Raw genomic sequence first — 25173 nt, 5'->3', positions numbered from 1 at the left:
CCTCGTGAGGGCGTGGTTCTCCGTCAGGCGGGCGCGCACGGTACGAAGCCTTCGTCCTCGGTCACGCCTGCCCTGCTGACGAACGCGTAGTGGGCCCCGACCGCCGAGAGCGTCAGCCGTAGCGCACCCCATGCCGTGGCGGTCGAGTCGAATCCGATGGCCAGGCGTGGGTCGTTACTCTCGAGCGTGCTGATCCACTGGCCACCGGTTCCCGCCACGAACTGCGTCGTCCCGCCGTCCGCCACCTGGCCGTCGGCGTTCAGCGGCTTCCAACGCTGATAGTTGTGGGCGTGCCCGTTGATGACCAGGGGAACGTGATGGTCCGCGATGAGACGCCAGAATGCGTCGAAGTCGGGCGCCGGGCCTTCCTCGTCGAGATTGAAGCGCGGCCGGTGGTAGGTGATGATCGTGCACGGATTGGGGTGCGCGGTCAGCTCTGCGCTGAGCCACCGGTACTGAGGCGAGCCGGCACGGAGATCGACTCCGGGGCTGGCGTTGTCGAGGACGACGACGTGCCAGCCGTGGGTGTCGACGCTGTAGTAGCTCGGTGCCCCTCCCCAGTAGTCGAAGTAGGCGCGCCCTCTTCTGTCCAACTCGAACTCGTGGTTGCCCACCGTGGGGTCGGTGATGGTCCGGAACCGGCTGTACAAGGACTGCCCGTCGCCGTACCAGTTGAGGTAGTCCTCCGCAGAGCCGTGCCGGTAGACGTCACCGAGGTAGAGGAACAGGTTGGGTTGCCATCCCGCGATCAGGTCCGCGACCTGTTGCTCGGCTGCGAGGCCGGATGCCCCGTCGCCGGTCGCGGCGACGACGAACGGCTGTCCCGGGGCGGCTTCGCGGCCCGGCGTGGGCTGGAACGGCGGAGGAGCGGGCGGTGGGGACGAGGCCGCGACGTACGTCGGGATCGACACGGCGGTGGAGACGTCACCGTTGGCGAAGGCGACGGCTGCCGCGAGCGTGTGGGGACCTGGGGTGTACAGGTGGGTGTGGAGAGTGAAGGTGTAGGGCGCTTGGCCGTCGAAGGTCAGGTAGGTGCCGTCGAGCGTGAACGTGACCCCGTTGACGAGGGGGGCGCTACCGCTGGTGAGGACGCTTGCGGTGATCGGTCGGTTGCCCGACAGGATGCTGCCGGCAAGGGGCGCGGTCAGGCAGAGCTGCACCAGATAACCAGGGTGGGGGGAGCTCGACGCGCATGTCGGGCCTGGGGACGCCGCCGCGGCATCGCACGCCGTGAGCAGAAGTAGCAGGCCGAGGAACGCCTGCAGCCGTGTGCCCTTCGTCATAGCGGCTCCGCACGGCTGGCCACCACGGTGGACACGCGGCCGGTGGACGAGAATCGATAGGTCAGCCCGACGAGAACGGCCGAGGTCGCCAGGTAGGCGGCGCTGGACGAGGCGGCGGCGCCCATCGCCCCGTGGTGGGGGATGAGGACGAGGTCGAGGGCCACCGTCACGACCACGCCCAGCCCCATCGCGAAGGAGTTCGCGCCCGGTCGGCCGATGCCCCACAGGTAGGCGGAGGCGACGGCGCTCGCACCTTCGACGGCGAGCCCGACGAGCAGCACGCAGGCCGGGAGCACAGCGCCGCGGAAGGCCTGCCCGTAGAGCAGCGGAAGCGCGATCGTGGCGGCGAGGGCAAGGACGGGAGTGGCGAGTGCGGTGAGGGCGAGCGCGCGGGGAAGCAGGCGGCGGACCTCGGCGTCGGTGTCGACGCGCTCGGCGCGAGCGAAGCGCGGGTACAGCACATAGTTGGCTGCGGTGGCGGGCAGTCGCATCAGTTCGGCGAACTTCGACGCGACGGCGTAGATGCCCAGCACGGCCGGGCCGGCGAGCGCGTCGAGGATGAGGAAGTCGAGGCGAAGGTTGACCAGCCACAGCAGGTTGCCGAGCTGCGCACGCGCTCCGAACACCACGACCTCTCTCGCGAGGCGCAGGGAGGGGGCGGCGCGGCCCGTGAAGAAGCCCGTCGCAGCGAGACGCCCCACCGAGAGTGCGGTCGCGGCGGCACCCCCGCCGACCATCGCGACCACGACGGCGGTGATGCCGTGCAACCCGGCGTGCGAGACGAGCCAGTAGGCGGGCAGGAACAGCAGCTCCTCGCCGACGATCACGATGTTGGCCCCGAGCATGTCGGCCTGGCCCTGGCAACACGCCTTACCCCACACGGTGAACAATTGGGTGGCGACCGTGAGCCCGGCCAGGAGCAGGAGCCCCGGTGACAGGTCGGGGAAGAAGAGGCGATGGAGCAGGGGCACCGCAACCGCCCAGGCGAGCAGGCCGACCGCCGAGCCGGCGAGCGCCAACGTGAGCAGCGTGGGACGGAGACGAGGGTCCGACCCGGTCCGTGCGGCCAGGAAGAAGGTGGAGGCGACCGGCAGCCCTGCACTCGCGATGACGCCGGTCAGCCACGGCAGCACGCGCAGCAGGGCGTACTCGCCGAGTACCGCGGGGCCGCCCCATCGGGCGACGACGAGGCTGGCGATCGTCAGACAGCCCAGCGCCGCTCCCTGGGCCACGAAGTTCACCGTGAGGCTGCGCCTGCCCAGAGCTGCTGATCTACGGGGCGTGCCCGCGGGTGCCGGGTTGCTCATCGACTCACCCCGGTCGCCGGGCGATCGGCGGATCCCGTACGCCTACCTGGCCGGACAGCGGCGACGGCGGCGATGAAGGCGAGCAACAGCCAGGTGTAGCGGAAGTGGAGGACCTCGTAGTACACCCCCGCGACGGCCATCGCCAGCAGACCTGCCACGAGACCGACCGGCCGCGGCAGCTCCGGCCAACCGCGTGGTGCAGTGCGCAGCACCCGTGCCGCCCTGACCGCGGCTCCGGTCACCAGCAGGAGCACTCCGGCGAGGCCTATCGGCCCCCGCTCGACGAGCGCGGCGAGGTAGTCGTCGTGGGCCTCCTTGGCGTACGGATAGTGACCCTCCTGCAACAGAGGTTTGGTGCTGCCGGGCCCCGAGCCGAGGACGCCGTACCGGGCGTAGAGCTGCATCGACTCCGCGATGAGCTCACTGCGCTGGGCACTGCTGCCGTTGCTGCGGCCGATCGAGTTGACCAGGACGGGCTGGCCCGAGTCGCGCGCCCAGGTCTGCATCTGTGCGAGCGGCATGGCTGTGAGCAGCCCACCGACCAGCGCCACCGTGACGAGGGGAACGGCGACGGCGGCCGGCGCGCCGAAGCGGCGGTAGGTGGCGACAACGAGAACGAACAGAACACCGACGAGCAGTGCGAAGACGCTCCCGTTGGACTCGGTGAGGATCAGCGACCACACCAGCAGCCCGTAGCCGAGCCACCGCAGCCACCGCCGTCGTGGTCGCTGGGTTGCGTAGACGAGGAAGATCGACGTGATCCAGTAGGTACCCGCGTAGTTCGGGTCACCGAAGGTGAAGAGCGCGCGGTTGCCCTCCCGGGCCACGATCCCCTCGATCGACGTCAGGCCGAACACCGATGCGGTGACGAGCACCGAGGCCCAGCAGACGGAGGTGACGGCCCAAGCCGTCGTCAGTGTCCTCAGCACTCCCTCGCGGCTCGCCAGGTTGGTGATTGCGACAGCCCAGGCGAAGATCACCAGGTCCTGGAAGACGGCGAGCAGCGCGGTACCCGGGAGCGGGCCGGTCACCCCCGCGAGGGCACCCCCGAGGACGATGAGTGTGACGGCGACCACGTAGGGCGCGCGAATCCGTACGTGTGCTCCGGCCGCCCAGACGATCGTCGCGAGCATCGACAACAGGAGGAAGACGTCGACGGGGGAGGCGTTGCCCGGACCCGTCGGATGCAGGAACGGTTGGAACGCCACCGAGGCGGCCGCGAGCAGAACGGCGACGCGCTCGGTTGTTCCACGTTCGGGCAGCCAACGCAGGGAGCTCCGTGGCTGCGGGCCTGGTCCACGACGGGCAGCCCTCCGAGCCGCCGTGAGGGACGTGTCGACACCGGTCATCGGAGGTCCTCGCTGAGCATTTGGAACAGGGCGAGCTGGCTCGCGGCGAACGTCGGCTCGGTGGCTTCGGCGGCGACGGCGAGGATCTCGGCGAGCACCCCGTCGCGTCCACACTCGGGCGGCAGGTGCAGCCGGGCCAGGACGCTGCGGAGGAAGCCGCGGACGAGGTCGGGATACCAGCCGTTGCCGTCGAGTGCATAGCCCACGCCGCCACCGGGTGCGCCCGCGACAAGGCCGCGATGACCCCGGACGCGGCGGCCGGGCGCGGTGTGGCGATCGAGGTACTGCGAGTAGCAGAGGGCGAAGCGGGCGTGGTCGCGGAGCGGGCTTCCCGAGCCGACACTGCGCTCCCAGTCGACGACCCCGGTGATCTGGGCGCCGTCGGTCAGCAGATTGCCCGGCCAGAAGTCGCCGTGCACGAGTGCGGCCGGGGCGCGGCGCCGGCGCAGGCGGACCTGCAATGCGGCCGCCTCCTCGACGAGGTCGAAGCCCGACGCCGCCGGTGATGTCGAGGCGCTTTCGACGGCCTCGAGGGTGGCCGGGGCGAGGTCGAGGGGTCGGGACTCCCTCGCCGTGGCGGCGTGCAGTCGCGCCAGCCACCCGGCGGCACGCTGGAAGTCGCGGGTGACCGCACCACGGTCGGCGGTGTGGCCGCTGCGGTGATAGCGGACGAGCATCGGCACACCGGGCAGCGCGGTCGTCATCAGAGCCGGGCGCTCGTGGTGCGGGCGAAGCGCGAGGAGGCGTGGTACTTGCGCTCCGAGCTGCCGATCCGACAGGCCCTGGAGCAGTTCGAGGGCACGTGCCTCGCGCTCCATCCGGTCCGCGGCTGCGGCGCCGGCCGCGAGCTTCACGACCCGGTCGGGCACGGCCGAGCCGGGCTCGAACAGCAGGAGGACGCAGCGGGCATCCGGATCGTGACTGTGCTGCAGAACAACGAGCCGGTTGTCGTGGGTCCGCACGAGGGCGGCGATGTCCTGCAGGTCCGTCTCGGCCACGTCCAGCTGTCGATGGTGCCGAGGCAGCAGCCGGGATGTGCCCGGCACGCGCAGAGCCTGCCCCGCCAGGGAGTAGGCCCAGGTCGGGAGTGACGACCCCGGTGGCGTGGCGAGCAGGGCCGTCCGGACGTAGCGGAGCACCTGCGGGTCGCGGTCGGCCACGATCACCGGCCTGTGCCGGGAGGGCAGAGCGACGAACTGCCGCTCGGCCGGGAGCAGCTGCGGCCAGAGTGGACCGAGGACGCGAGCCGCCGCGAGGCCCGTCACGACAGCACCGCGAACGGGCGCATCCTCGCGACGGGGCGCACGAGTCCGTTGCCGACGAGGATGTCGAGGCCTTCACCGACCCCGAGGTCGTCGAGGTGCGCGACCCGGCGCGGCGCCGCGTCCGAGTAGGAGTAGCGCGACGTGGAACGTCCGCGCGGATCCGGACCCGATCGGCCGGAGCGCTCGAAGGCGCTGATGATGCTGCCCGTGCCGTGGCAGGCCGTGTACAGGCTGCGGCCGGCGTCGTCGCCCGGGATGCACAGGAACGACGAGGTCCGGTTCGTGCCGGGGAGCAGCAGAGGCTGTCCGGTCCGTGCGAAAGCAGGATGGCCCGCCATCATTTCCGCCGGAAGGGCCCGGGCCGCGTTGTGCCGGTGGACGTACGCGGGCCGGCCGTTCACCTGCTCCTCGTAGATGGAGTTGTGCGGGGAGTCCACGACCAGGGAGAGCTGGGCCCCGAGAGCCTCACGTGCGAAGGTGCGCAGCGCCGCGTAGGTGGCGAGCCGGTAGGCGAAGCCGTAGTTCATCGCGAGGCGCTGAGACAGCAGCAGCCGCCGGCCGTCGTCGCCGCCGGTGGGCAGCGAGGGGCATCCGGCGGTGAAGTAGGCCTCGAAGCGACGTCGGGCGGTCGCCAGATCGCGTGCACCGAGCAGATGCGTGAGCGGCTTCTGCGCGGCCATCTCGGCGCGGAGCAGCCGCGAGGCCGACCTGCGGCGGGCGTAGAGCTCACCGAGCTGACCGGTCAGCACGCCGCCCCCGTTGTGGAACTGCATCGTGACCTGCCCCTGGCGCAGTCCGAGGTGCCGGGCGGCCTCCGGATCGAAGATCTCCTCCACCTCCTGCAACTCCAGGAAGTGGGTGCTCGGACCGATCGACCCGAAGCGGAGGCGGGCCAGCTGGACGCACAGCCACGGCAGTTCCCGGCGGGCACGCTCGGCTCCGCCGAGATCGTCGACGCAGAGACGCCCGAACTCCTCGACACGGTCGAGTTCGTGGCGCTCGATGCCGTAGCGCTCGGCGGCGAAGTCGGCACCCTCCACAGCGGCACGCAGCACTTCGCCGCGCGTGAGTTCGAAACGCCAACCCGCGGGGTTCGGGAAGCGCTCCCGCACGCGCCGGTAGAACTCGCCAACGGCGCGCTCGGGCGGCTTGGCGATGTCGAGCGTGGCGAGGGCCATGCCGCAGTTCAGCGCGGCGTCGGTGAGCGTGGGACGGATCGCGTCGCGAGTGGCGACGGCGATGCTGGAGGGCATCTCCGACTTGGACTTGTGACAGAAGTCCGGGAGGACGACCGGGGGAGCGGCGAGGTCGGCGGTGGCAGTACCGTCGCGCAGTCGTGCGAGCAGTGCCGGGTCGGCGGGGGAGAACTCACTGTCGAAGACGGTGGCCGATTCTTCAGGTCGTTCCGTCGGCTTGCCGCTGACGATGTCTACGCGCACGGGATCTCCTGGGGTCGGGGCGGGCGGAGCTCGGGGGAAGGGGCGTAGGCGTCGGTCAGTGCCTGTCCCAGTGCGGCGTCGTCGAGGCGGTCGCCGATCGCGGCGAGCGCTGCGCGCGCCATGCGTTCGGCCTCGGAGGGGTGGTCGAGCAGGTGGCGTAGCGCCCGAGCCATGAGGTCGGGTCGTCGGGGCGGCACCAACAGGCCGGTCCGGCCGGGCACGACGACGTCGGGTACCGCGTTGACGGCGGTGGCGACGACGGGCACGCCACAGGCGATCGCCTCCATGATCGCCACGGGCAGGCCCTCGTAGCGGCTGGGCAACGCGAACACGTCGAGGGCGGGCAGCAGTTCCCGCACGTCCGCCCGGTCTCCGGTGAGCACGAGGCGGGCTCGCGGGAGTGCGTGCGCCGCCAGCTCCCGGACCCGGGGCGCGAGCGGGCCGTCCCCGATCCACACACCGACGACGTCGTCCCTCCCCAGGGAGACCATCGCCCGGACGAAGTCCTCGGGGGCCTTCTGGTAGGCGAGCCGGCCGACGGCGCCGACGACCGCGGCACCCGGCGGCAGACCCAGTGTCCGGCGCGCCTGCTCACGGGTCCGCGAGGTCCGGGGAGTCACGGTCCCGGAGGTGGCGACGCCGATGGTCCTGATCCGGTCCGGCGCGATCAACCTCCGCCGCACGGCCTCGGCGGCGACGCCGGCGCCCACGCACAGAGCCAGGTCGGTGATCGTTCCCAACCTGCGCTCGATCTGTACGTAGGTCGCGCGCACCGGCGCGGACTGGAACTCGTGGAACGGGAAACCGTGGAAGGTGTGCACGATGCGACCCGTGCCGGCGCGCCGGGCTGCGATCCGACCGAGCGCGCCTGCCTTGGCACTGTGGGTGTGCGCAACGTCGAAACGCCGCCCGGTGAGCAGCCGGATGAGACGACGCAGGGCCCGCACGTCGTCGCGCGGTGCGATCGGCGACACGAGGGCAGGCTCGACGACGACCTCGAGCCCGGCGTCCCGCGCGTCGTCCACCAGTCGGTTGCCGCTGCCGGCGATGATGGTCGTCTCGAATCGGGCCGGGTCCAGCGCCAGGGCGCCGCGCAGGGCGACGGCCCCGGCTCCCGCCTCCAGCCTGGTGATCACGGTGGCGACCCGGACTCGGCTCTCAGACATGCGTGGCCTCTGTCGGTGCGACGAGCATCCCGGTGACCTCGCGTGTCGGGCGTGAGGTCAACGTGATCTCCACGGCCGGCAGCCGTGCGGCGATCGCGGCTGCGGTGTCGGCGATCGGCGGATGCGCCGGGCCGATCCCGGTACCGAGCGCCAGGGTCGAGGCGAAGCCCCAGTAGCGGCGGAGCTCGCCCGCCATGTAGGTGCCGGCTGTCAGGGCACGGGCTGCGTGCGCAGCGCCGATCTGTTCCACCCGGGGCTCCGCGCTGTTCGAGCGGCGGAGGACCACGATGCGGTCCGGCTCGAGGTCGCTGGTCCGACCGGGCAGAGCGCGCTCGCGCCGCCCGTGCGCCATGCGTCGGCCGCCGCCGCCCTCGACGCGCATCGGCTCGACGAGGCCGAACATGCGGTGCGCGTCGCCGGCGACGACGTTGTCCGAGCAGGCCCGACCGCCCGCGCGGGCGGCGGCGAGCAGGACGGTGGAGCGACCGATGCCACCGGGTCCGACCAGCAGCGGCACGGACGTTCCGATCTCGACCGCGGCGGCGTGCAGCGGCACCCGGCCGCGGCGCCCTGCGTTCCACAAGGGCGGGTACTGGAGCAGGACGGCGCGAACCAGGAGATGGAACCGCGAGCGCAACACGAGGGCGGCCAAACGTTCCCGACGCGGCGGGCGCCAACGGGCGACGACCCGGAGACGGCCGTGGCGTTCCGCCCGGGCCGCGGGCTCAGCTGCCACGAGCAGGTCGAACCCGGAGCCGCACGCATTCTCCAGGACGCAGGCGGTGCCCCTCCGGTGAGCTCCGCGTGTGACGCGCTCCCAGCCGGAGACGGGGAACGCCGAGGTATCTCGCTCGACGAGGACGTCGACGTCGACGTGCCCGTCCGAGATCGGGAGCCAGGGCTCGCCGACGGCCTCCCACAGAACGCCGTCGAGCCACGACGGCTCGGACCTGATCACGAGTCGCTCACCGGCCTGGAGCAGCTCCCCCTCCATCAGAACCCGTCCGGGTAGGGGGCGTCGAACAGGCCGACCGCGGACGGTACGGCGAGCGCCGGTGGGCGGTAGTCGGGGACGAGCTCGGCGAGGTGCCCCCGTACGTCGTCGGCCACGTTCTGCTGAGTGGCCAGGTAGAGCGGCGCCAGCCGGGGCTCGAGATCGTCGAGCGGGGTCGTCGCCAGAGCCGCTGAGATCCGCGGATGGGCGGTGGGAGTCCTCTCCTCATGGGTTCCGAACAGCGACTCCTTGAGCTTCTCGCCGGGCCGCAGCCCGGTGAATGTGATGGTGACGTCCGAGGCCCCGCACTGCGCGGCGTAGGCCTCGACGAGGGAGACGATGCGGACCGGTTCACCCATGTCGAGCACGAAGGTCTCGCCGGCCTCCGCCATCGCCCCGGCCTCCAGGACGAGCCCCACCGCCTCCTCCACGGTCATGAAGAAGCGGTCCACATCGGGATCGGTGATCGTCACCGGTTCACCGGCGGCGATCTGATAGGCGAGCACGTGCAGCAACGACCCGCGACTGCCGAGCACGTTGCCGAACCGCACCGAGCCCAACGCCGTGCCCTGCCCGGCGCGGCTCGCGACGATGAGCTCCGCGAGTCGCTTCGTCGCCCCGAGCACCGAGGTCGGCTCGGCAGCCTTGTCGGTCGAGATCAGGATGAAGCGCTCACAACCGGTGTCGACGGCGGCATCCACCAGGTACTGCGTGCCCAGGACGTTGGACTTGACGCCTTCGCACGGGTGCCGTTCCAGAAGCGGCAGGTGCTTGTGCGCCGCAGCGTGGAACACGACCTCGGGTCGGAACGTGGCGAAGATCTGGTCGACCCTGTCGCGGTCACGGATGTCCGCGACGAGCAGTTCGTCGGTGTCGAGCAGGGCTGCACCACTGATCTCCAGCTGCAGTCCGTGCAGGTTCGACTCGTCGTGGTCGAGCATGTAGAGGGCGGCAGGATGGTAGGACCGGATCTGGCGGCACAGCTCGCTCCCGATCGAGCCACCGGCTCCGGTGACGAGCACCCGCTTGCCTCGGACGATCGATTGCGTGGCGGGCCGCACGACCTGGACCTCGGCGCGGCCGAGGAGAGTGGCGGGTGGAACGGCCAGGTCGCCGCTCCGGCTGTCCCGCTGCACTGCGGCGAAGAACGACGGCAGGTAGCGCACCCGCACACCGCACCGGACCGCTTCGCGCACGACGGCGGCAAGCTCGATCGGAGGAAGCGAGGGAATCGCGACGACGACGACGTCGATCGCCTGCTCCCGCACGGTCTCGGCCAGCGACGAGAGCGGACCGAGTACCGGAAGCCTGCCGATCCGTCGCTTGTGGGCGTCGTCGTCGAGGAATCCGACGACTGCGAGGCCGTACTCGTGGGTGCGCATCAGATCGCGTGCCAGCGTCCGACCGGCGGCACCGGCGCCGACGACGAGCGTCCGCGCGCCCGAGGACGTCGATCCGGTCCGGCTCGCTCTCCAGGGAAGGGGGCGCATCACTGCATGCCTCCTCGGCTCAGGTCGACGATGTGTTCGCACACCTGGTCGACGTCGTCGTCGGTCAGCCCGGGGTGCAGGGGCAGGGACAGGAGTTCCTCGAACACGCGATCCGCCACCGGCAGGTCCTGCGGGCCGAGTAACGACCGGAAGTAGGGGAAGTGGTGGACCGGGATGAAGTGCACCGAGGTGCCGATTCCCCGCTCCGCGAGGGCAGCGGCGAGGCCGTCGCGATCGAGGGGGAACCCCTTGCCCACGCGCAGGACGTAGAGGTGCCAGGCATGCCGACCGGTCACGGGCCGCGGCGGTAGGCGCAGGCCGGAGACCTCGCACAGCGCGGCGTCGTAGCGTGCGGCAAGTTCGGCCCGTCGCACCTGCCACCGGCCGAGATGAGCCAGCTGAGCGGTCGCGATAGCGGCTTGTACGTCGGTGAAGTTGGCCTTCATGCCGTCGAGCTCGACCGAGTAGCGCCAACCTCCGCCAGGGCGGTAGCGGCGCCAGGCGTCGCGGCTCATGCCGTGCAGGCTGGACGCGCGCAATCGGTCGGCGAGCTCCGGGTCGGCGGTGGTGATCGCGCCGCCCTCACCGATCGGCAGGTTCTTGGTGGCGTAGAAGCTGAAGCAGGTCGACGTGGAGGCGGTCCCCACCGGAATGTCGCCGATCACGGCGCCCAGACCGTGAGCAGCGTCCTCGACGACATCATCTTGTGTCAGGTCGGCCGCTGCGGTGAGCTCGGCGACAGCCACCGGGTAGCCGGCCATGTGCTGGAGCACCATCGCCCGGGCGTCGTGCCGAGCAGCAGCCGCAGCCACGTCGTGCTCGTTCAGGGTGAGGGTGAGGTCGTCGACGTCCACGAGAACCGGGCGCAGGCCCGCGTGGACGATCGCCTGTACCGCGCCGCAGAAGGTCAGCGTCGGCGTCAGGACCGCTGATCCGGGCGGGAGCTGCAGTGCGCGCAAGGAGAGCTCGATCGCCGCGGTGCAGGAGCTGACTGCGACAGCGTGGCGTGCGCCGACCCACTCGGCGAAATCCCGCTCGAACTCGCGGGTGAGGGGACCCGTCGTGACCCAGCCGCTCTCCAGCACCGCCAGCGCGGCGGACCGGGCCTCCGGTGTGATGTCGCACGCGCCGAACGGCACCTGTCGTGCGACCTGCGTCGTCATCGCCGCCTCCACAGCCCCTGAGGCATGGCGAGAACCTGCCGGTAGACCTGGAGCAAAGATCGTGCCAGTCGGAGTGCGGCACCCTCGTGATCTGTCGGTCGAACGGGACCACGCGGCCGCGGTACATGATCGAGGTGCGCGCTGACGGCGTGCGCGATCGCGCTTGCGGCGGGGGCCACGACATGACCGTCGCGGCCCGGGGTGAGCAGGTCCGCGGCGCTGTCCGTCGTCACCGCCACCACGGGTACCCCCATGGCGAGTGCGCACGCAGCCGGGTTGACGGCCGTCAACTCGTTCCCGGCGGCGACGAACAGGTCGGCTGCGACCAGCAGGTCCGGCAACGGCCACGGGCGCGGGGACCCGCCGGTACGTTCGATGCAGCCCGGCTGGGCCGCGAGATGGAGCACGGCGAGATCATCGCGGTGCAGTCTGTCGATCGCGGCGTCCCAGTGGGCGGTACTCCTCCCCGAGTGGCCGACCACCAGTCGCACTCCTGGGCGCAGGCCGAGCTCATGGCGGACACGTGCCCGCTCGAGGGTCGGTGTGGGAGCGCACGGAGGCAGCACCGGGAGGCAGTACACCCGCTCGCCGGCGACCAGACCGGTGCGCACGACGAGCCTGCTGGCGTCCCGACCGTGGGTGAGCCAGGCTGCGCGGGTGCCGGCGAGTCCGCGCTGCCTACGTGTCCACGTCCTGCTCGCGATCAGCTCACGACCTCTGAGCGGGATCCGGTCGACCGAGTGCACGGTGGCGCCCGTCGGAGTCGGCATCATCTCCTCGAGATCACCGACGGTGTGTAGGAGATCCGCGGGTTCACCCGGCTCGGCCCAGCGTGCCCGGCCTGCTCCTACCAGCACTCGGAGGGCGTCGACCGTGGCCGTGCCCAGCGGCGCTGCCGCGGGCCCCACGACCAGCCGGACGGAGGGGACCGTGCCGCCCGTGCCCGTCGGTGACGACGAAGTGATCGGCGGTGCGAGAACGGTCATGGCCGGTGCTCCTCCTCGCGATCCGTCGGCGCCTCGTCGCGACGGGCGGCGGACACGTCGAGCACGCCGACGATGGGCCAGCCGCATGCCTCACCCAGGTCGACGGTCGGGCGGAGGTCGGCGTAGAGGACTCCGGGCGGCACGACGACCACGAGCCCGAAGGGACCTGCAGGGTCGATCCCGGCGACGTCGACGGCCGCAACCACCTCGACGCGCTGAGGAGTCACGCCGCTCACCTCTCGGCTGGCGGCGAGGATCGCCGTCTCGGTGACCGCGCCACGCTGGGCTTCGGCCTCTCCGATCGAGGCCTCCGGCAACCCGTGGTCGGAGCTTCCGTTGAGGTGCGCGGCAGCGGAGAGGCCGCCGAGGGCCGTCCCGATGGTCGGGGTCTGTGTCTGCAGCGCCGCGGCGACCGCTCGGATCCGCGCAGACTCGAGCGGACCGGCGACAGCGAGCCTGCGTACGCCCGCCCGCTGTGCGGCGCGGCCGACGGACAGTCCGATCTCGGGATCCGAGGTGCCGACGAACTCGTCACCCTGGCTGCGCAGCCGGATCCGTCCGAGTAGCGGCACCCCCAGCTCGCGGCCGAAGGCCCGCGCATGCACCACCCGCGGGCGGATGGTCTCGGAGATCGATGCCACCAACAGCCCGGCGACCAGCCCGATCACAAGGCCGAGGCCGAGATCGGTCGCGAGGTGCGACGGTGCGGGCGTGGCCGGAGTCGCCGGCGAGAGGACCACGGCGAAGCCGGACGAGGTGCTCGCCTGCAACCTCTCGAGAGTGCCGCCGACGGCGTTGAGCTGCTGGTCCAGGTCGGACAGCCGCGCCGAGAGGGCTGCGGCTGCTGCCGGGTCGCGCGCGTCGGCGAACTGCGCCGACACACTGGATCGCTGGTCGAGAAGCTGTTTCTCGTGATCGGCCAGGTTCTGGAGGAGCTGAGCCGACGTCGGGTCACCGCCGTTGTTGTTGAACTGGACGACGGCCTCGACCAGCGCCTGTGTGAGGCTGGTGGCGACTGCGGGGTCCGTGTCGGCCACCGTCAGGTCGAACACCGCGGAGCTACCGAGCCTCGTCACGCTCACCTCGTCGATCACGCTCTGCGGATCGCGAGGCACCGACGCCTGGGTGACGGCCTGCTTGACCACCGCCGGGCTGGTCGCGATCCCCGTGACGCGGTTGAGGATCGCATCGGCCTCGGTGTCGGTGCCCGGTAGTGCGGTGCTCGCCTGCAGCCGTGCGGTCGAGACGTAGGTACGTGGTGTCATCGCCGATACGGCGCCGACGACGATCAGAGGAACCAGTATGCCGGCGAGCAGCAGCCGCCAGTGGCCGCGCACTACACGCAGCAAGATCTCGTTGACGTCCATTGCTCCCACCGGTTCGGTGCCAGTCGTGCACAGGTCATGAGGTTGCCGGCCCCGCGCGAAGGTGCCGAACGCACGCGAGGGTGTGGTAGCGAGCGCGGCATAGTGGCCCCGCGAGTTCCGACGCAGCTATCCGGTCGACGTGGCGCCGGATAACGACCGTCGAGGTTCGTCGATGCGGTGAGAGCGCAGACCGGCAGCGCGCGCAACCGCGACCGCCTCCAGTCGGCTGTGCACCCGGAGCTTGGCCAGGATGCTGCGCGTATGAGTGCGGACGGTGTTCGCCGACAAGAACATGTCCCGCGCGATCTGTGTCCCGTTCTGTCCCGCGACCATCCTGACCATGACCTCGCGCTCGCGAGCGCTGAGCAACCCGAGCGGGCCCTGGTCGGAATGAGGCCGGCGGGCGGCGGCACGCAGTTCGGTCAGAACATGTCCGAGCAGATCCGGGGGATAGCTCGCTGCCCCCTGGTGGACATTGCACAACAGGGTGACGAGTTCGTGCAGGGACACGTCCATGTCCGCCCATGCGTCGGCGCCGGCGCGCGCCACAGCGGCCGCGGTCGCACGGTCCCGGTGCTCGGCGAGCACGACGATTCGTGCGTCGGGCCAGGTCGAATGAATCTGCTCCACCAGTGAGGCCGCGCCTTCGCCCGTCGCGCTGACGGCGAGCGTCACGACGTCGGGCCGGAGAGCCCCCACGAGCTCGCCCAGCTTCGGGTCGTCGGTCCCGGCACGGCCGAGGACCCAGATGTCGGGCGTCACGGAGAGCCCTGCAGCGATGGCCTCGGCACGCATCTGGTGGTCGTCGACGAGAAGCAGGCGAAACTGAGCCATGGCCTCACCGTGCCGTGGTCCACCCGAACCGGCCTCCGTCAACTGCATGAGACCGTCTCATGCACGAGCAGGAGCCAGGGGGCGCGCGTGACGGGGCACGCTCGCCCGGTGACCCGGCGGAGCGGCACGGCGCGGAGCGGGGGCGGCCGGTTCCATCGTGTGGTGGGCGTCCTGGCCTGCTTCCCGCTCGCCGTCGCGGGATGCGCCGGGCCGTCGGCCGAGGCGCCGCCGTCGACCTTCCTCTCGGCCGTGCTCAACACGCATGATCCGAGCGCGACCGGCTACGGCTTCACCGTCCTCGATGCCACTCCGCAGGAACTCGCTGCGGTGGGTCGGCCGGAGCGTGCCCTGATCTGGCTCGGCGGCTATGACGACGTTTCGTGCTCCTTCGTCTGGAGCGACGACGATGTGCGCGCCGCGTTCGCTCGCTACAAGCTCGCGTCCGACCCACGAACCGTCGGCTACTACCTCGCGGACGAGCCCAACAGCGACGGCCGATGCCCTATCGCGAGCGACCAGGTGCGCCGGCGGGCCGAGTTGGTCCGGTCGCTGGATCCTGATCGTTCGCACTTCACCCTGGTCAACGTCGACAACCCGGATCTCTTCGCCGCTTTCCGCGACGCGGCCGATGTCCTGGCGACAGATCCGTATCCCTGCACCGCGCGCCACGGCTGTGACTGGTCGTTGATCCCGGCCTTCATCGCGCGACTCCGTGCGGCTCGCATCCCGCGCTACGTGGCGATGCTGCAGGCGTTCTCGGGCGAGCAGTGGCGCTGGCCGACGGCGCCCGAGCTCCAGCGGATGATCGACCAGTGGCGTTCCTCCGACTGGTGCGGCGCGATCACCTTCTCGTGGGCATACAGCGGCGGTCGCCTTGCAGATCATCCGGACCTGCTGGCGGTCCTCGACAGGTTCAACGCCGAGCTCCCCCAGCCGGCGCGGCCGTGTTGGTGAGCGATCCGGCCCGCCGTCCCGGTCGACAGCCGCGTCTCACGATCGCCGGCCGCGTGCTCGAGGAGGTACTGAGACGAAGGTGAAGCCGAACGGATCCAGCGCTGAGATCCGCTCACGGTCCGGGGGATCGAGGGGAGTCGGTGCGCTCCGGGGACCTGAGCTCGATGACACCCTGCACCAGGAGCGCCGAGCCCAGGGCTCCCAGCACCGCACAGCACGCCCCGCCGACGACGTCGGTCGGGTAGTGGTTGTTCGTGGCGACCAAGGCCAGGCCCATGCCCACCGACGCCGCGACGACGAGGGCAGCTGCCCCGACTGCCGCCATCCGGCGGCCCGAGAGGTTGATCAGCAGTAGGCCGGCCACGAGCGCCAGCGCCGTCACGCCCCCGGTGTGCCCGCTCGGCATCGAGTAGTCGCCCTCGAACGTCCGTCCGTCGAGCGGCTTCAGGACCGTGGTCAGAAGGCCGGTGAGGCCCGAAGCGAGGACGGCGACAGCGGCCATCGAGGCATGCCGGAGCAGGAGGCACACCACGGCGAGCGCGACCGTCAGGACGACGACGGTGGACGGCTCGCCGAGCGTCAGCAGCGTGTACGGAAGGCGACCGGGATGTGGACCGTCCTGCACGGCGCGCGCAATCGCCGAGTCGACCCTGCCGGCTCTACTCGCACCGGCGAAGACGACGAGCAGGATGGTCAGCAGGACGGCCGCTACACCCATCGCCACGAGTGCGGCACGAACTGCCCGAGCCGGGAGCACGGGGCGGGTCCACGACCCGGCTCGGCGGCTGCTCGACGGCCCCGGTTCGGCAGCGGTCACCGGATCCATTCTAAGAACGCCGTGGGTGGGATCCCGCTCCTCCCTTCGTGCGGTTCTCCGCCCGGGACCTCGTGTGACTACCCGATCATCGGCAGGGCGAGTTCGAGGTGTCGCGTGCGCTGCGGTGAGCGGGGCGCGCCCCCGGGACGGCCTCGTCCTCCACCCCGGCACGCAGGCGTTGGCGTGGGTGCGGGCGAACAACCTCATCAGATCTGTTGACTCGTGTAACACCTCTCGCCTCGGCCCTGACAAGACGATCGAGATCGTGAGACGGGAGAGGTATGCGCGAGGAACAGCCCACGGTGGTACTGGACACCGTCGGGACGCGGAGCCGGAAAGGTCGCCGGGTCCTGGTCGGCCTGCTCGTCACCGTCCTCGCGCTGATCCTGGCGGCCGCGGCGGCGATCTACATGGTCACGGAGAGCGTGGGCAACAACGTCAGTCGGGTGCCCGACGCGTTCGCCGGCATCCCCGCCGAGGCGCGCCCCGCGGCGTCGTCGGGCACGACCTTCCTGCTGACGGCACGGACACCCGTTCGTCCGACCCGACCACCGGCACGGATGCGCCCGCCGGGGTGCAGGCCGACTCGCAGCGCAGTGACGTGAGATCATGCGGCCCGAGTGGCCGCGGATGGCAGCACCGCCGCCGTCACCTCGATCCCGCGGGACAGCTGGGTCGACATCCCGGGCCACGGTACGAACAAGATCAACGCTGCGTACGCCTTCGGTGGCTCCCCGCTGCTGATTCAGATGGTCGAGAACCTGACCGGTGTGCGCGTCGACCACTTCGGGGTCATCGACTTCGCCGGTTTCCAGGAGATGGGCGACTCGGTCGGCGGGATCGACGTGCGGGTCGCGGCGGCGACGAGCAACGCCGGCGTCGACTTCCACGAGGGCCTCAACCACCTCGACGGTGCGCAGGCCCTGGCCTACGTCCGGCAGCGCTACGACCTGCCCGGCGGCGACCTCGACCGTGCCAAGCGCCAGCAGAACGCGCTCAAGGCGTTGCTGACCAAGGCCGGCGACGACCTGTCCGACCCGGTCGGCCTCTACGACCTGGTCGACGCGACCAGTCGGACCGTCAGCGTCGACGACACCCTGACCAACGGCGGCCTGCGCGACCTGGCGCTGGAGATGAAGGGGGCTGCGGCCGGGCTGGGTGACCTTCACCAGCGCCCCGGTCGCGGGGCTCGGACGGGAGGGCGCGCAGTCCGTCGTCTACCTCGACGAGCAGGCCGGGGCGAGGCTCTGGTCCGCCTTTCGCAGCGGAACGATGGCGCAGTACGTCGCCGCGCACCCGACCGATGGGCTGTCGGGCACTCCGAACTGACCGTCAGCTCATGAGGCCGAGCTGCGTCAGCATCATCTCCAGCTGGTCGAAGTAGAGGGTGTGGCCCGTGATCACGCCGTTCTCCACGAGGTAGAGCCCGCAGAAGGGGACGCGGACCGGCTTGCCCGTGGCCTCGACCATCTGCCCGTCGGGCGTCGGTAGAGGGCCGGTGTGGGTGCCCTCGAAGACCGCCTCGAGGAGGACCTGGCCGTCCTGACCGAAGAGTCGGCGCTCGACGACGCGGTTGTCGGGGAATCCGTTCTGGTAGCCGCCCCAGAACATGTGGGCGCCGTCGAGGCCCTCGAGGTGCACGCCGCCAGGGACGTCGAAGACCGACTTGTCCGAGTAGTGCGCCAGCCAGCCCTCGAGATTCCGGCTGTTCCAGGCCTCGAACTCGTTCCGGACCAGCTGCACGTCGTCCATCGTCAGCACCTCGTCTCGCAGGGGGGCCAGGGTCCTCCGCGCTGGGCGTCCTGTCGCTGCGCAGAACTGCGTACGCGTAACGGACTGCTCACCGTCGGCGAATTCCGGGCCGGGAGAGGAGGCGCCGTGCTCGCGGACATCACCGGGCTGATCGGGGTGTTGATCTGGCCGGCGCTCGTGCTCGTCGTGGTCGTTCTGTTCCGGAAGCCGCTGGCCAAGCTCCTGTCCGGGTCGCTGACGGTGAAGGGGCCGGGCGGGCTGGAGATCTCGGCGTCGAGCAGGCAGCAGGCCGCGACCGCGCTGACCCAGGCCACCGCCGCCAAGGGAGCGCCGCCGATGGACCAGAAGGCGGCGCTCGATCGTGTCGATGCCGCCGCGCGGACGTTGCAGGACGTCGGGGGTCGCGCCCGGCTGCTGTGGGTCGACGACCACCCCAGCGCCAACCGGCACGAGGCGACGGCGCTGGAGGCCGTGGGCATCGACGTCGAGCTCAGCACGTCGACCGAGGACGCCCTCGAGCGGGTCCACCGCAACCAGTACGACGTGATCGTCTCCGACATGGAGCGCCTGCAGCACCCGCAGGCCGGCTACGACCTGCTGCAGAAGCTGCGGTCGGCGGACGTGCACACCCCGTTCATCGTCTACGCGCGGACCGGGCGGCCAGAGCACTTCGACGAGGCGGTGCGGCACGGGGCCGAGGGGTGGGCGGACACACCCGAGCAGCTCATGCAGATGGTGCTTGCCGCAGTGCGGCGGGAGCGGGCCTGAGCGGGGTCAGGAGCGGTCGTAGGCCTGGGGAACGACGCCGTCGACCGACGGGCGGGGTGCGGGCACGGTGCGCGCGGGCGTGGACCGGCGCACCGCGAACAACGCCTTGATCATCCGCGAGTTCTCGGCCAGCGAGTTCGTCGGGTACGGCTGGTGCCACGGCGCCGCCCGAATGCCCGGGACCTCGTACACGGCCAGTCCCTCCTGGGCCGCACGGGCGGCGAGGAGGAGCTCGAAGCCGGTGGCGTGCCGGGTGAGGTCCGGCAGCCCGAGCCGGGGGAGGGCAGAGCGGCGGAGGGCCGTCACGCCGCACCACGGATCCGTGACGCGCGTGCCGAGACGGGCGGAGGCGACGGCTGCGAGGGCGGCGTCGGCCACCGAGCGCCGGGTGGGGCGGGAGCCTCTGGCCAGGTCGACGTCGTCGAGAGCCATGACCATTCGGGGGACCTCGGTCGGGCAGGCGGAGCCGTCGGCGTCGAGGAGGACGAGCGCGTCGCCACGGGCCGCGTGCAGACCCGCGACCATGCTGGTCCCGCGGCTCCATCCCTGCGTGACGACCCGGGAGCGCGGCCGGACACGGCGGACGGCGCCGAGCGTGTCGTCGACCGAGCCGCCGTCGGACACCACCACCTCGTACCCGGGATCCAGCTCCGTGAGGAGGCGTTCGACGTTCCGGCGCTCGTTGAGCGTCGGGACGACCACCGAGACCGCCGGCCGCGCAGTGCCCGAACCGTGCATGACGTCACTCCCCACGTCGGCAGCGCCCGACCGCCACGGGCGCCGGGACGGTGACGTCGCACCGGCCCGTATCGCGCCTATCGACGCCGGAACGACACGCGTTACACAAGGTCCACTTCTGTAAAACCGATGAACCGCACGCAGCGGACCATCCTCACATCTCGCCGAGCCCCGCCACCCGCTTGACCAGCGCCTCCGCTCGCCTGCGGCCCTCGTGGCCGAGGCGGGCAGGCAGGCGACGGGCGCGCAGCTCATGTGTGTGGTGGAGCGTCGCGCCGAGCTTGGTCTTGAAGGCCGCGAGCGCGGAGTCCGGGTGCGCGCCGCCCATGTCGTACCAGCGGCGCCCCTGGTCGCAGGCGTCCTCGATCGCGAGGCGGTGCAGCAGGTCGTTGGCCCGCAGCGGAGTCGCGAGGTCCTTGTCCATCGCGCCGCGCCAGTACTTCGCGTGCCCACCCGCGCTCAGCACGATGATCACCGCGACCGGTTCGCCGTCCCGTCGAGCGACCCAGGTCGCACAGTCCTTGCCGAACGCTGCGGCGACGAGCCCGACCTGCGTCGGGGTGGAGCTGACCCGGCTCATCCGCCAGCGACTGAGCCACACGGGCTCGCCCTCGGTCGCCGCGCGGCGGCGCACGGAGCGCTCGTGCAGCTCGTCGTAGACGTGCGTGAGCCGGCCGGTGCGGTCGACCTCCACCTCGACGCCGAGCTTCTCGGCCTTCCGGGTCGCCGTGCGGGCCGTGCCCCGGAACCGGTTCATCCAGACCTCGTCGAACCCGCCGGCCAGGTCCAGCAGGTAGCTGCCGCCCGCCTCCACGGCGTACCCGGCACGGGACGCCGCGGAGAGCCAGGCCGGGTCGGCCTCCGGGCGCAGCGTCACCTCGGTCGACAACGTCCCGCGGCGGGCGGCATCCCGCCACACCAACTCCGCCTCGTCGACGGTGATCCGGCCGTCCGTGGTGATCGGACCGCCCGTGCCCCAGATCTGTGGCCAGCTCGAGACCACCCTCGCGGCCGCCACCGCCCGGCGTCGCCGGACCAGGGGGAGCACGACCTGCCGTCCGGACGGGAAGGCGTAGTGCACACTCGCGTCCGCGAAGCGGCCGTCGGCGAGGACGGCCTCCCGCCACGGCAACGACTGCCCGACGACGGCCGCCTCGTCCGTCTCCAGCACCGACCGCCACAGCGTGGTCGGCACCGGGGAGGTGACGCGAGGCGTCACGAGAACGCCTTCGTCAGGGCTCCGACCAAGCGCTCGACGTCCGCGTCGTGCAGGTCCCCCATGGTCGAGATCCGGAAGATCGACTTGGCGAGCTCGCCCTGCCCGGCGTAGATCACGAAGCCCTCGTCCTTGAGCCCGTCGTGGAGGTCGGTGTAGGTGACGCTGTCGGGCAGACGGTACGAGCGCAGGACGACCGAGCTCGTGCCGGCCGGCAGCAGGGGCGCGACGCCGACCCGCCGCAGGCCCTCGCCCACGGCGTCGGCGTAGCGGGCGTAGCGCGCGTGCCGCTCGCGCCACCCGCCTTCCTCCCGCAGCTCCGCCAGCGCCTCGACCAGCGCGTACAGGCTCTGCACGGCCGGGGTGAAGGGTGTGTTCCGCTGGTCCTGCAGCGACGCCAGCCGGGTCAGGTCCAGGTAGTAGGCCCGCCGCGCCGCCGAGGCGAGCGCCGCGCGCTGCACCACGGCGAACGCGATGCCGGGGACACCGTGCAGGCACTTGTTGGCCGTGCCGGCGACGGCGTCGATCGGCAGCGCGAAGTCGATCTCCTCGCCGCCGAAGCTGCTGACCCCGTCGACGAGCATCCGCACGCCGTGGGCCCGGCACACCGCGCCGATCGGGCTGAGATCCGTGAGCCGGCCGGTCGTGGTCTCGTGCTGGACGACGGCGACGTGCGTGACCGCCGGGGACCCGGCCAGCCGCGCCGCGAGGGCGTCGAGATCGGGCCCCGCGAGCCAGTCCCCGGCCAGCGTCTCGTGGCCGATCCCGTGGCACTCCGCGATCGCGGTCATCCGCTCGCCGTAGACCCCGTTCTCCAGCACCAGCAGCCGGCCGTCCGCCGGCACCACGGACGCGACCATGCTCTCGACCGCCGCGGTGCCCGAGCCGGTGAGCAGCACGGCGGCCCACTCCGCGGGATCCAGGTCGTAGACCGCGAGCAGCCCCGCCCGGGCCGCGTCCTGCAGGTCGAAGAACTCGGGCTCGCGGTGGCAGAGGTCGGGTCCGAGCAGGCTCTCCCGCACGCGCGGCGACAGCGTGACGGGGCCGGGATTGAGCAGGAACACGGTCACACCTCGAGGCTCAGGCGGGGGAGTACGTCCGCGCGGGCGCGCTCGACGTCGTGCGGGAAGTCGATCTCGGTCCACGGGGCGCCGGTGACGTCGACGGCCGCGAACGGGTGCTCGCCGGCCCGCAGCAGGTCGCGGACCGCGTCCTCGTGCGGAAGGCCCGCGCCGCCGGACTGCACGGTCGACCGGACGATCCCGGCCAGCGCCGCAGCCGCGTCCTCGGAGAGCCGGAAGAAGCCGACCGACTCGCCGACGGCGTCGTGTGGCAGGGCGAGGTCGGGCTCCTTGGCCAGGTCGACCGGCGTGCCGTCGCGCAGGAGCACCTTGACCGGCTCGTCGCCGGGCTCGAAATCCCGATCCACCAGCAGCGCGGTCGACGACGGCGCGTGGGCCAGCGGCGCGAGCACACGCGCGTCGCACAGCACGTCCGCGTCCATGAGCAGGACGGACCCGCCCGCGGTGAGCTGCGGCCCCACCACGTCGACGGTGAGCATGCTGCCGAGCTCGTAGCGCTCGTTGACGACGAGCGTGGGTCGCGGCAGGTCGAGGCGGTCGACCTCGCGCTCGATCTCCTCGTGGGCGAACCCCGTCGCGACCACCACCTCCGGCACCCCGCAGGCCTTCAGCTCGTGGAGCTGACGTTCGAGCAGCGTCATGCCGCCGAACTCCAGCAGGCACTTCGGCCCGGGCCGGGTCTCGACGTCGAGCCGCTGCCCGCGGCCGGCAGCGAGGATCACTGCCCGCTTCACGTCGTCGGGCTCACTCGTCCTCACGGACACCTCCAGGGGTACGGGTGCCGCCGCGGGCGGCCATGACGAACAGGACCACGGTGGACAGGACCAGGAGCCCGGCCGCGGTCCACGCGTAGAGGATCAGCTCGTGCCGGGTCAGCACGAGCACGCACACGGCGGCGACCACCGGAGCCGAGACCGCGCGGACCGCCACCAGCAGGCCGCTGGCGCCGGAGGTCAGCATGGTCAACGTGGCGGCCCGCCCCAGCGCGGACGCTGCCGCGTACACCGCGACCGCGAGCGCGACCGGGGCCGCGATCGCCCACGAGTCGCCGACGAGGGCCTGGCCCACCGGGACCGGCACGAACGTCAGGGCGAGCCCGATCGCGAGGGCGAGCCCCGCGACGGCGCCGAACGGGCGGGCGGCCCACCAGACCTTCCGCGCCGGCGTCAGCGGGAGGTCGCGCATCCTGGGGAGCACCGTCATGCTCAGCGCGATCGCGAGGGTGCTGATCGGACCCAGTGCCGACTGGGCGAGGCGGAGGCCGCCGAGCGCCTGCGTGGACAGGAACACCGCGGTGAGCAGGGTGAGGAGCTGGTCCAGCCCGGTCGAGATCACGTAGTCGCCGGCGAGGTTGGCGCTGACCCGTCGCGGCCACGGCCGGCGCCAGCTGGTCCACCGCGACGACCACGGAGGCAGGACGACGAGGCAGGCGGCCCACGGCCCCGCGCCGAGCCCGAGGATGGTCACCAGTGGACCGAGGCCCAGGGCCAGCGCGGTCCCGACCCAGCCGATGGTGACCACGCCGGCGACGAGGTCCCCGGGCAGGAGCCGCAGGTAGGCAGAGCGTCCCTGGTAGTGCATCCGGACGGCGTCCCAGTACAGGCACCCCGGCAGGACGAGGCCGGTGCCCAGGACGACGGTCCGCAGCTCCCCCGAGAGAAGCAGGGCTGCCAGCAGCCCGACGACCAGTGCCCCGGCCCCGAAGAGGAGCTCCAGCCGACGCACCTCCGCGACCGGCTCGGTCGCGTCGACCGTCCGGTCCGCGACGATGGGGGTGAGAACGGTGGCCTGCGCGACGCCGACGCAGAACAGCACGGCCAGCTGCGCCGAGGCGAACAGGCCGAACGCCGCCGGGGGCAGGGACCGGGACGCGAGCACGACGACGGCCAGGCTCGTGAGGGCGACGAGGGCCTGGTTGGGTGCGGCGGTCTGCGCCAGCCGGGCAACCGGGCGGGGCAGGCGTGCGAGGACGTGCGGAGCCGGGGCCTCCGGCGTCACCGGCCCGGCTCCGCCGCGGACGGCTCCGCGACCTGCTCGGCGAGGTGGGACATCAGACGGCGGGCGACCTCGGGGGGCGTGACGGTCGGCCGGGGCAGGTCCTTCGGAGTCCCGGTCCCGATCCGCAGGCGCGCGAAGCGGGGCCCCTCGGCCGCGGGCGCCTCGAGCAGCGCGTCGACCACGCCGGTATCGTCCCCCTCCAGGGCCACGGGGTAGCCGCAGGCGGCGGCGACTCCGGCGAACGACACGTTCGGCGACACGGTGGCCTGGCCGCCGGTCGACTCGTGGGCGCCGTTGTCCAGCAGCAGGTGGGTGAGGTTGGGCGGGCCGTACGTGCCGAGCGTGGCGAACGCGCCCATCCGCATGAGTGCGGCGCCGTCCCCGTCGAGGGCGACCACGTGCACGTCGGGCCGGGCGAGCGCCAGGCCGAGGGCGAGCAGCGCCACACAGCCCATCGAGCCGACCATGTAGAGCTGGTTGGGCCGGTCCGCGAGCGCGTAGAGCTCGCGGCCGCAGTAACCCGTGGAGGCCAGCACCACGGTCGAATCCTCGGGCGTCCGGTCGATCACCCGCTGCAGTGCCTCACGTCGGGTCGGCAGGGCGCCGGTGGGCCCGCCGCCCGCTTCCGGTGCCGGCGCGGCGCCGGGCACGCCCGGCGGGCGTATCCCGTCGCGCAACGCGTACGGGGCGACGGTCCCCTTGTGCATCACCAACGCGTAGGGACGCCCGGTGCTGTCCATGTGCGCCACAGCGGCGTCGAGCGCCGGGCCGACGGCCGCGTCCTCGGACGGAAAGTCCGCCCAGGGGATCTCCATCGTCTCGAGCATCTGCGGCGTGATCCGCCCCATCAGCTCATGCTGCGGCTCGTCGGGGCTTCCGGGCTCGCCGCGCCAGGTCACGATCAGCAGCTGCGGGAGACGGAAGGTCCAGGTCAGCGAGGTCAGCGGGCTGACCGCGTTGCCCAACCCGGAGTTCTGCAGCATCGTCACCGCGCGCCCGCCGCCGAGGGTCACCCCGGCAGAGATCGCCACGGCGTCGCCCTCGTTGGCGGCGGACAGGTACTGCAGCCGGTCGGCCTGCAGCACGTAGTTGATGAACGGGGTGAGGTACGAGCAGGGCACACCGGCGTACCAGGCGAACCCGCGCGCCCGGGCCTCGTCGACGAAGGTCTCGGCGGCGATCACGTGGTGCTCCCGTCGGGGTCG

Annotated in this window: 24 protein-coding genes; 4 read left to right on the top strand and 20 right to left on the bottom strand. The window is 71.8% G+C overall.

Translation table 11 applies throughout. The features are described 5' to 3' along the window. Positions 1-23: 23 nt before the first annotated feature. The 12 genes from ACQP04_RS29400 to ACQP04_RS29345 all read right to left on the bottom strand — a co-directional run bounded on the left by ACQP04_RS29400 (position 24) and on the right by ACQP04_RS29345 (position 14643). Complete coding sequence (locus ACQP04_RS29400; protein ID WP_433503778.1) at positions 24-1283, bottom strand: Ig-like domain-containing protein; 1260 nt, start codon at positions 1281-1283, stop codon at positions 24-26. Further along, entirely contained in the window at positions 1280-2515 is a 1236-nt protein-coding gene (locus ACQP04_RS29395) for a polysaccharide biosynthesis C-terminal domain-containing protein (RefSeq protein WP_433503777.1), read from the bottom strand. The genes ACQP04_RS29400 and ACQP04_RS29395 overlap by 4 nt, the downstream gene beginning before the upstream one ends. A gap of 71 nt (positions 2516-2586) precedes the next feature. Next, complete coding sequence (locus ACQP04_RS29390) at positions 2587-3798, bottom strand: O-antigen ligase family protein (protein ID WP_433503776.1); 1212 nt, start codon at positions 3796-3798, stop codon at positions 2587-2589. Positions 3799-3935: 137 nt separating this feature from the next. Continuing rightward, positions 3936-5204, bottom strand: a complete 1269-nt coding sequence (locus tag ACQP04_RS29385; protein ID WP_433503775.1) for a phosphotransferase family protein — start codon at positions 5202-5204, stop codon at positions 3936-3938. After that, entirely contained in the window at positions 5201-6643 is a 1443-nt protein-coding gene (locus tag ACQP04_RS29380; RefSeq protein WP_433503774.1) for an RtcB family protein, read from the bottom strand. Before ACQP04_RS29380 ends, ACQP04_RS29385 begins: the two co-directional genes overlap by 4 nt. Beyond that, positions 6634-7809: a glycosyltransferase gene (locus ACQP04_RS29375; RefSeq protein WP_433503773.1), complete on the bottom strand. Its 1176-nt coding sequence runs from the start codon at positions 7807-7809 to the stop codon at positions 6634-6636. The genes ACQP04_RS29380 and ACQP04_RS29375 overlap by 10 nt, the downstream gene beginning before the upstream one ends. Next, positions 7802-8803, bottom strand: a complete 1002-nt coding sequence (locus ACQP04_RS29370; protein WP_433503772.1) for a hypothetical protein — start codon at positions 8801-8803, stop codon at positions 7802-7804. The genes ACQP04_RS29375 and ACQP04_RS29370 overlap by 8 nt, the downstream gene beginning before the upstream one ends. Next, entirely contained in the window at positions 8803-10293 is a 1491-nt protein-coding gene (locus ACQP04_RS29365; protein ID WP_433503771.1) for a polysaccharide biosynthesis protein, read from the bottom strand. The genes ACQP04_RS29370 and ACQP04_RS29365 overlap by 1 nt, the downstream gene beginning before the upstream one ends. After that, entirely contained in the window at positions 10293-11456 is a 1164-nt protein-coding gene (locus ACQP04_RS29360) for a DegT/DnrJ/EryC1/StrS family aminotransferase (RefSeq protein WP_433503770.1), read from the bottom strand. Before ACQP04_RS29360 ends, ACQP04_RS29365 begins: the two co-directional genes overlap by 1 nt. Further along, the gene (locus ACQP04_RS29355; protein ID WP_433503769.1) at positions 11453-12442 is read right to left on the bottom strand and encodes a glycosyltransferase; all 990 of its coding nucleotides are present in this window, start codon (positions 12440-12442) and stop codon (positions 11453-11455) included. Before ACQP04_RS29355 ends, ACQP04_RS29360 begins: the two co-directional genes overlap by 4 nt. After that, the gene (locus ACQP04_RS29350) at positions 12439-13809 is read right to left on the bottom strand and encodes a hypothetical protein (RefSeq protein WP_433503768.1); all 1371 of its coding nucleotides are present in this window, start codon (positions 13807-13809) and stop codon (positions 12439-12441) included. Before ACQP04_RS29350 ends, ACQP04_RS29355 begins: the two co-directional genes overlap by 4 nt. A gap of 126 nt (positions 13810-13935) precedes the next feature. Then, complete coding sequence (locus ACQP04_RS29345) at positions 13936-14643, bottom strand: response regulator transcription factor (protein WP_433503767.1); 708 nt, start codon at positions 14641-14643, stop codon at positions 13936-13938. Positions 14644-14805: 162 nt separating this feature from the next. On the opposite strand from ACQP04_RS29345, the gene ACQP04_RS29340 reads away from it, so the two are divergent. Beyond that, on the top strand, positions 14806-15597 hold the full coding sequence (locus ACQP04_RS29340) for a hypothetical protein (RefSeq protein ID WP_433503766.1): 792 nt from the start codon (positions 14806-14808) through the stop codon (positions 15595-15597). A gap of 112 nt (positions 15598-15709) precedes the next feature. On the opposite strand, the gene ACQP04_RS29335 is transcribed toward ACQP04_RS29340, so the two are convergent. Beyond that, positions 15710-16315, bottom strand: a complete 606-nt coding sequence (locus ACQP04_RS29335; protein ID WP_433503765.1) for a phosphatase PAP2 family protein — start codon at positions 16313-16315, stop codon at positions 15710-15712. Between the two features lie 380 nt (positions 16316-16695). Here ACQP04_RS29335 and ACQP04_RS29330 point away from each other — a divergent pair, with 380 nt between their 5' ends. After that, positions 16696-17019, top strand: a complete 324-nt coding sequence (locus ACQP04_RS29330) for a hypothetical protein (protein ID WP_433503764.1) — start codon at positions 16696-16698, stop codon at positions 17017-17019. Between the two features lie 15 nt (positions 17020-17034). Beyond that, entirely contained in the window at positions 17035-17757 is a 723-nt protein-coding gene (locus ACQP04_RS29325; RefSeq protein ID WP_433503763.1) for an LCP family protein, read from the top strand. Here the strand turns inward: ACQP04_RS29325 and ACQP04_RS29320 are convergent. After that, positions 17747-18166, bottom strand: a complete 420-nt coding sequence (locus tag ACQP04_RS29320) for an ester cyclase (RefSeq protein WP_433503762.1) — start codon at positions 18164-18166, stop codon at positions 17747-17749. The two genes, ACQP04_RS29325 and ACQP04_RS29320, sit on opposite strands and share 11 nt — an antisense overlap. Before the next feature lie 126 nt (positions 18167-18292). On the opposite strand from ACQP04_RS29320, the gene ACQP04_RS29315 reads away from it, so the two are divergent. Then, entirely contained in the window at positions 18293-18934 is a 642-nt protein-coding gene (locus ACQP04_RS29315; protein ID WP_433503761.1) for a response regulator, read from the top strand. Positions 18935-18940: 6 nt separating this feature from the next. Here the strand turns inward: ACQP04_RS29315 and ACQP04_RS29310 are convergent, their stop codons facing one another. The 6 genes from ACQP04_RS29310 to aepY form a co-directional block, all read right to left on the bottom strand. Next, complete coding sequence (locus tag ACQP04_RS29310) at positions 18941-19672, bottom strand: glycosyltransferase family 2 protein (RefSeq protein WP_433503760.1); 732 nt, start codon at positions 19670-19672, stop codon at positions 18941-18943. Between the two features lie 154 nt (positions 19673-19826). Beyond that, positions 19827-20891 carry a GNAT family N-acetyltransferase gene (locus ACQP04_RS29305; RefSeq protein ID WP_433503759.1) on the bottom strand — a complete coding sequence of 355 codons (1065 nt, stop codon included), beginning with the start codon at positions 20889-20891 and terminating at the stop codon, positions 19827-19829. Continuing rightward, positions 20888-21958 (bottom strand): 2-aminoethylphosphonate aminotransferase, encoded by a 1071-nt coding sequence (locus tag ACQP04_RS29300; RefSeq protein WP_433503758.1) that lies wholly within the window; start codon positions 21956-21958, stop codon positions 20888-20890. The genes ACQP04_RS29305 and ACQP04_RS29300 overlap by 4 nt, the downstream gene beginning before the upstream one ends. Further along, complete coding sequence (locus ACQP04_RS29295; RefSeq protein WP_433503757.1) at positions 21955-22728, bottom strand: NTP transferase domain-containing protein; 774 nt, start codon at positions 22726-22728, stop codon at positions 21955-21957. The genes ACQP04_RS29300 and ACQP04_RS29295 overlap by 4 nt, the downstream gene beginning before the upstream one ends. Beyond that, entirely contained in the window at positions 22715-23968 is a 1254-nt protein-coding gene (locus tag ACQP04_RS29290; protein WP_433503756.1) for a hypothetical protein, read from the bottom strand. Before ACQP04_RS29290 ends, ACQP04_RS29295 begins: the two co-directional genes overlap by 14 nt. Next, positions 23965-25152, bottom strand: a complete 1188-nt coding sequence (aepY, locus tag ACQP04_RS29285; RefSeq protein WP_433503755.1) for a phosphonopyruvate decarboxylase — start codon at positions 25150-25152, stop codon at positions 23965-23967. The genes ACQP04_RS29290 and aepY overlap by 4 nt, the downstream gene beginning before the upstream one ends. Positions 25153-25173 lie beyond the last annotated feature (21 nt).

The organism is Pseudonocardia halophobica, assembly GCF_050948485.1.
GTDB lineage: Bacteria > Actinomycetota > Actinomycetes > Mycobacteriales > Pseudonocardiaceae > Pseudonocardia > Pseudonocardia halophobica.
The sequence above is the reverse complement of the archived record's forward strand: the minus strand, read 5'-3'. Positions and strand labels throughout refer to the sequence as shown.

Excerpts from the sequence above, each read along its gene's own strand:
- ACQP04_RS29400 (WP_433503778.1), bottom strand. The coding sequence starts at position 1,283 with ATGACGAAGGGCACACGGCTGCAGGCGTTCCTCGGCCTGCTACTTCTG.
- ACQP04_RS29375 (WP_433503773.1), bottom strand. The coding sequence starts at position 7,809 with ATGTCTGAGAGCCGAGTCCGGGTCGCCACCGTGATCACCAGGCTGGAG.
- ACQP04_RS29370 (WP_433503772.1), bottom strand. The coding sequence starts at position 8,803 with ATGGAGGGGGAGCTGCTCCAGGCCGGTGAGCGACTCGTGATCAGGTCC.
- ACQP04_RS29365 (WP_433503771.1), bottom strand. The coding sequence starts at position 10,293 with ATGCGCCCCCTTCCCTGGAGAGCGAGCCGGACCGGATCGACGTCCTCG.
- ACQP04_RS29360 (WP_433503770.1), bottom strand. The coding sequence starts at position 11,456 with ATGACGACGCAGGTCGCACGACAGGTGCCGTTCGGCGCGTGCGACATC.
- ACQP04_RS29355 (WP_433503769.1), bottom strand. The coding sequence starts at position 12,442 with ATGACCGTTCTCGCACCGCCGATCACTTCGTCGTCACCGACGGGCACG.
- ACQP04_RS29350 (WP_433503768.1), bottom strand. The coding sequence starts at position 13,809 with ATGGACGTCAACGAGATCTTGCTGCGTGTAGTGCGCGGCCACTGGCGG.
- ACQP04_RS29345 (WP_433503767.1), bottom strand. The coding sequence starts at position 14,643 with ATGGCTCAGTTTCGCCTGCTTCTCGTCGACGACCACCAGATGCGTGCC.
- ACQP04_RS29335 (WP_433503765.1), bottom strand. The coding sequence starts at position 16,315 with ATGGGTGTAGCGGCCGTCCTGCTGACCATCCTGCTCGTCGTCTTCGCC.
- ACQP04_RS29330 (WP_433503764.1), top strand. The coding sequence starts at position 16,696 with ATGCGCGAGGAACAGCCCACGGTGGTACTGGACACCGTCGGGACGCGG.
- ACQP04_RS29320 (WP_433503762.1), bottom strand. The coding sequence starts at position 18,166 with ATGGACGACGTGCAGCTGGTCCGGAACGAGTTCGAGGCCTGGAACAGC.
- ACQP04_RS29310 (WP_433503760.1), bottom strand. The coding sequence starts at position 19,672 with ATGCACGGTTCGGGCACTGCGCGGCCGGCGGTCTCGGTGGTCGTCCCG.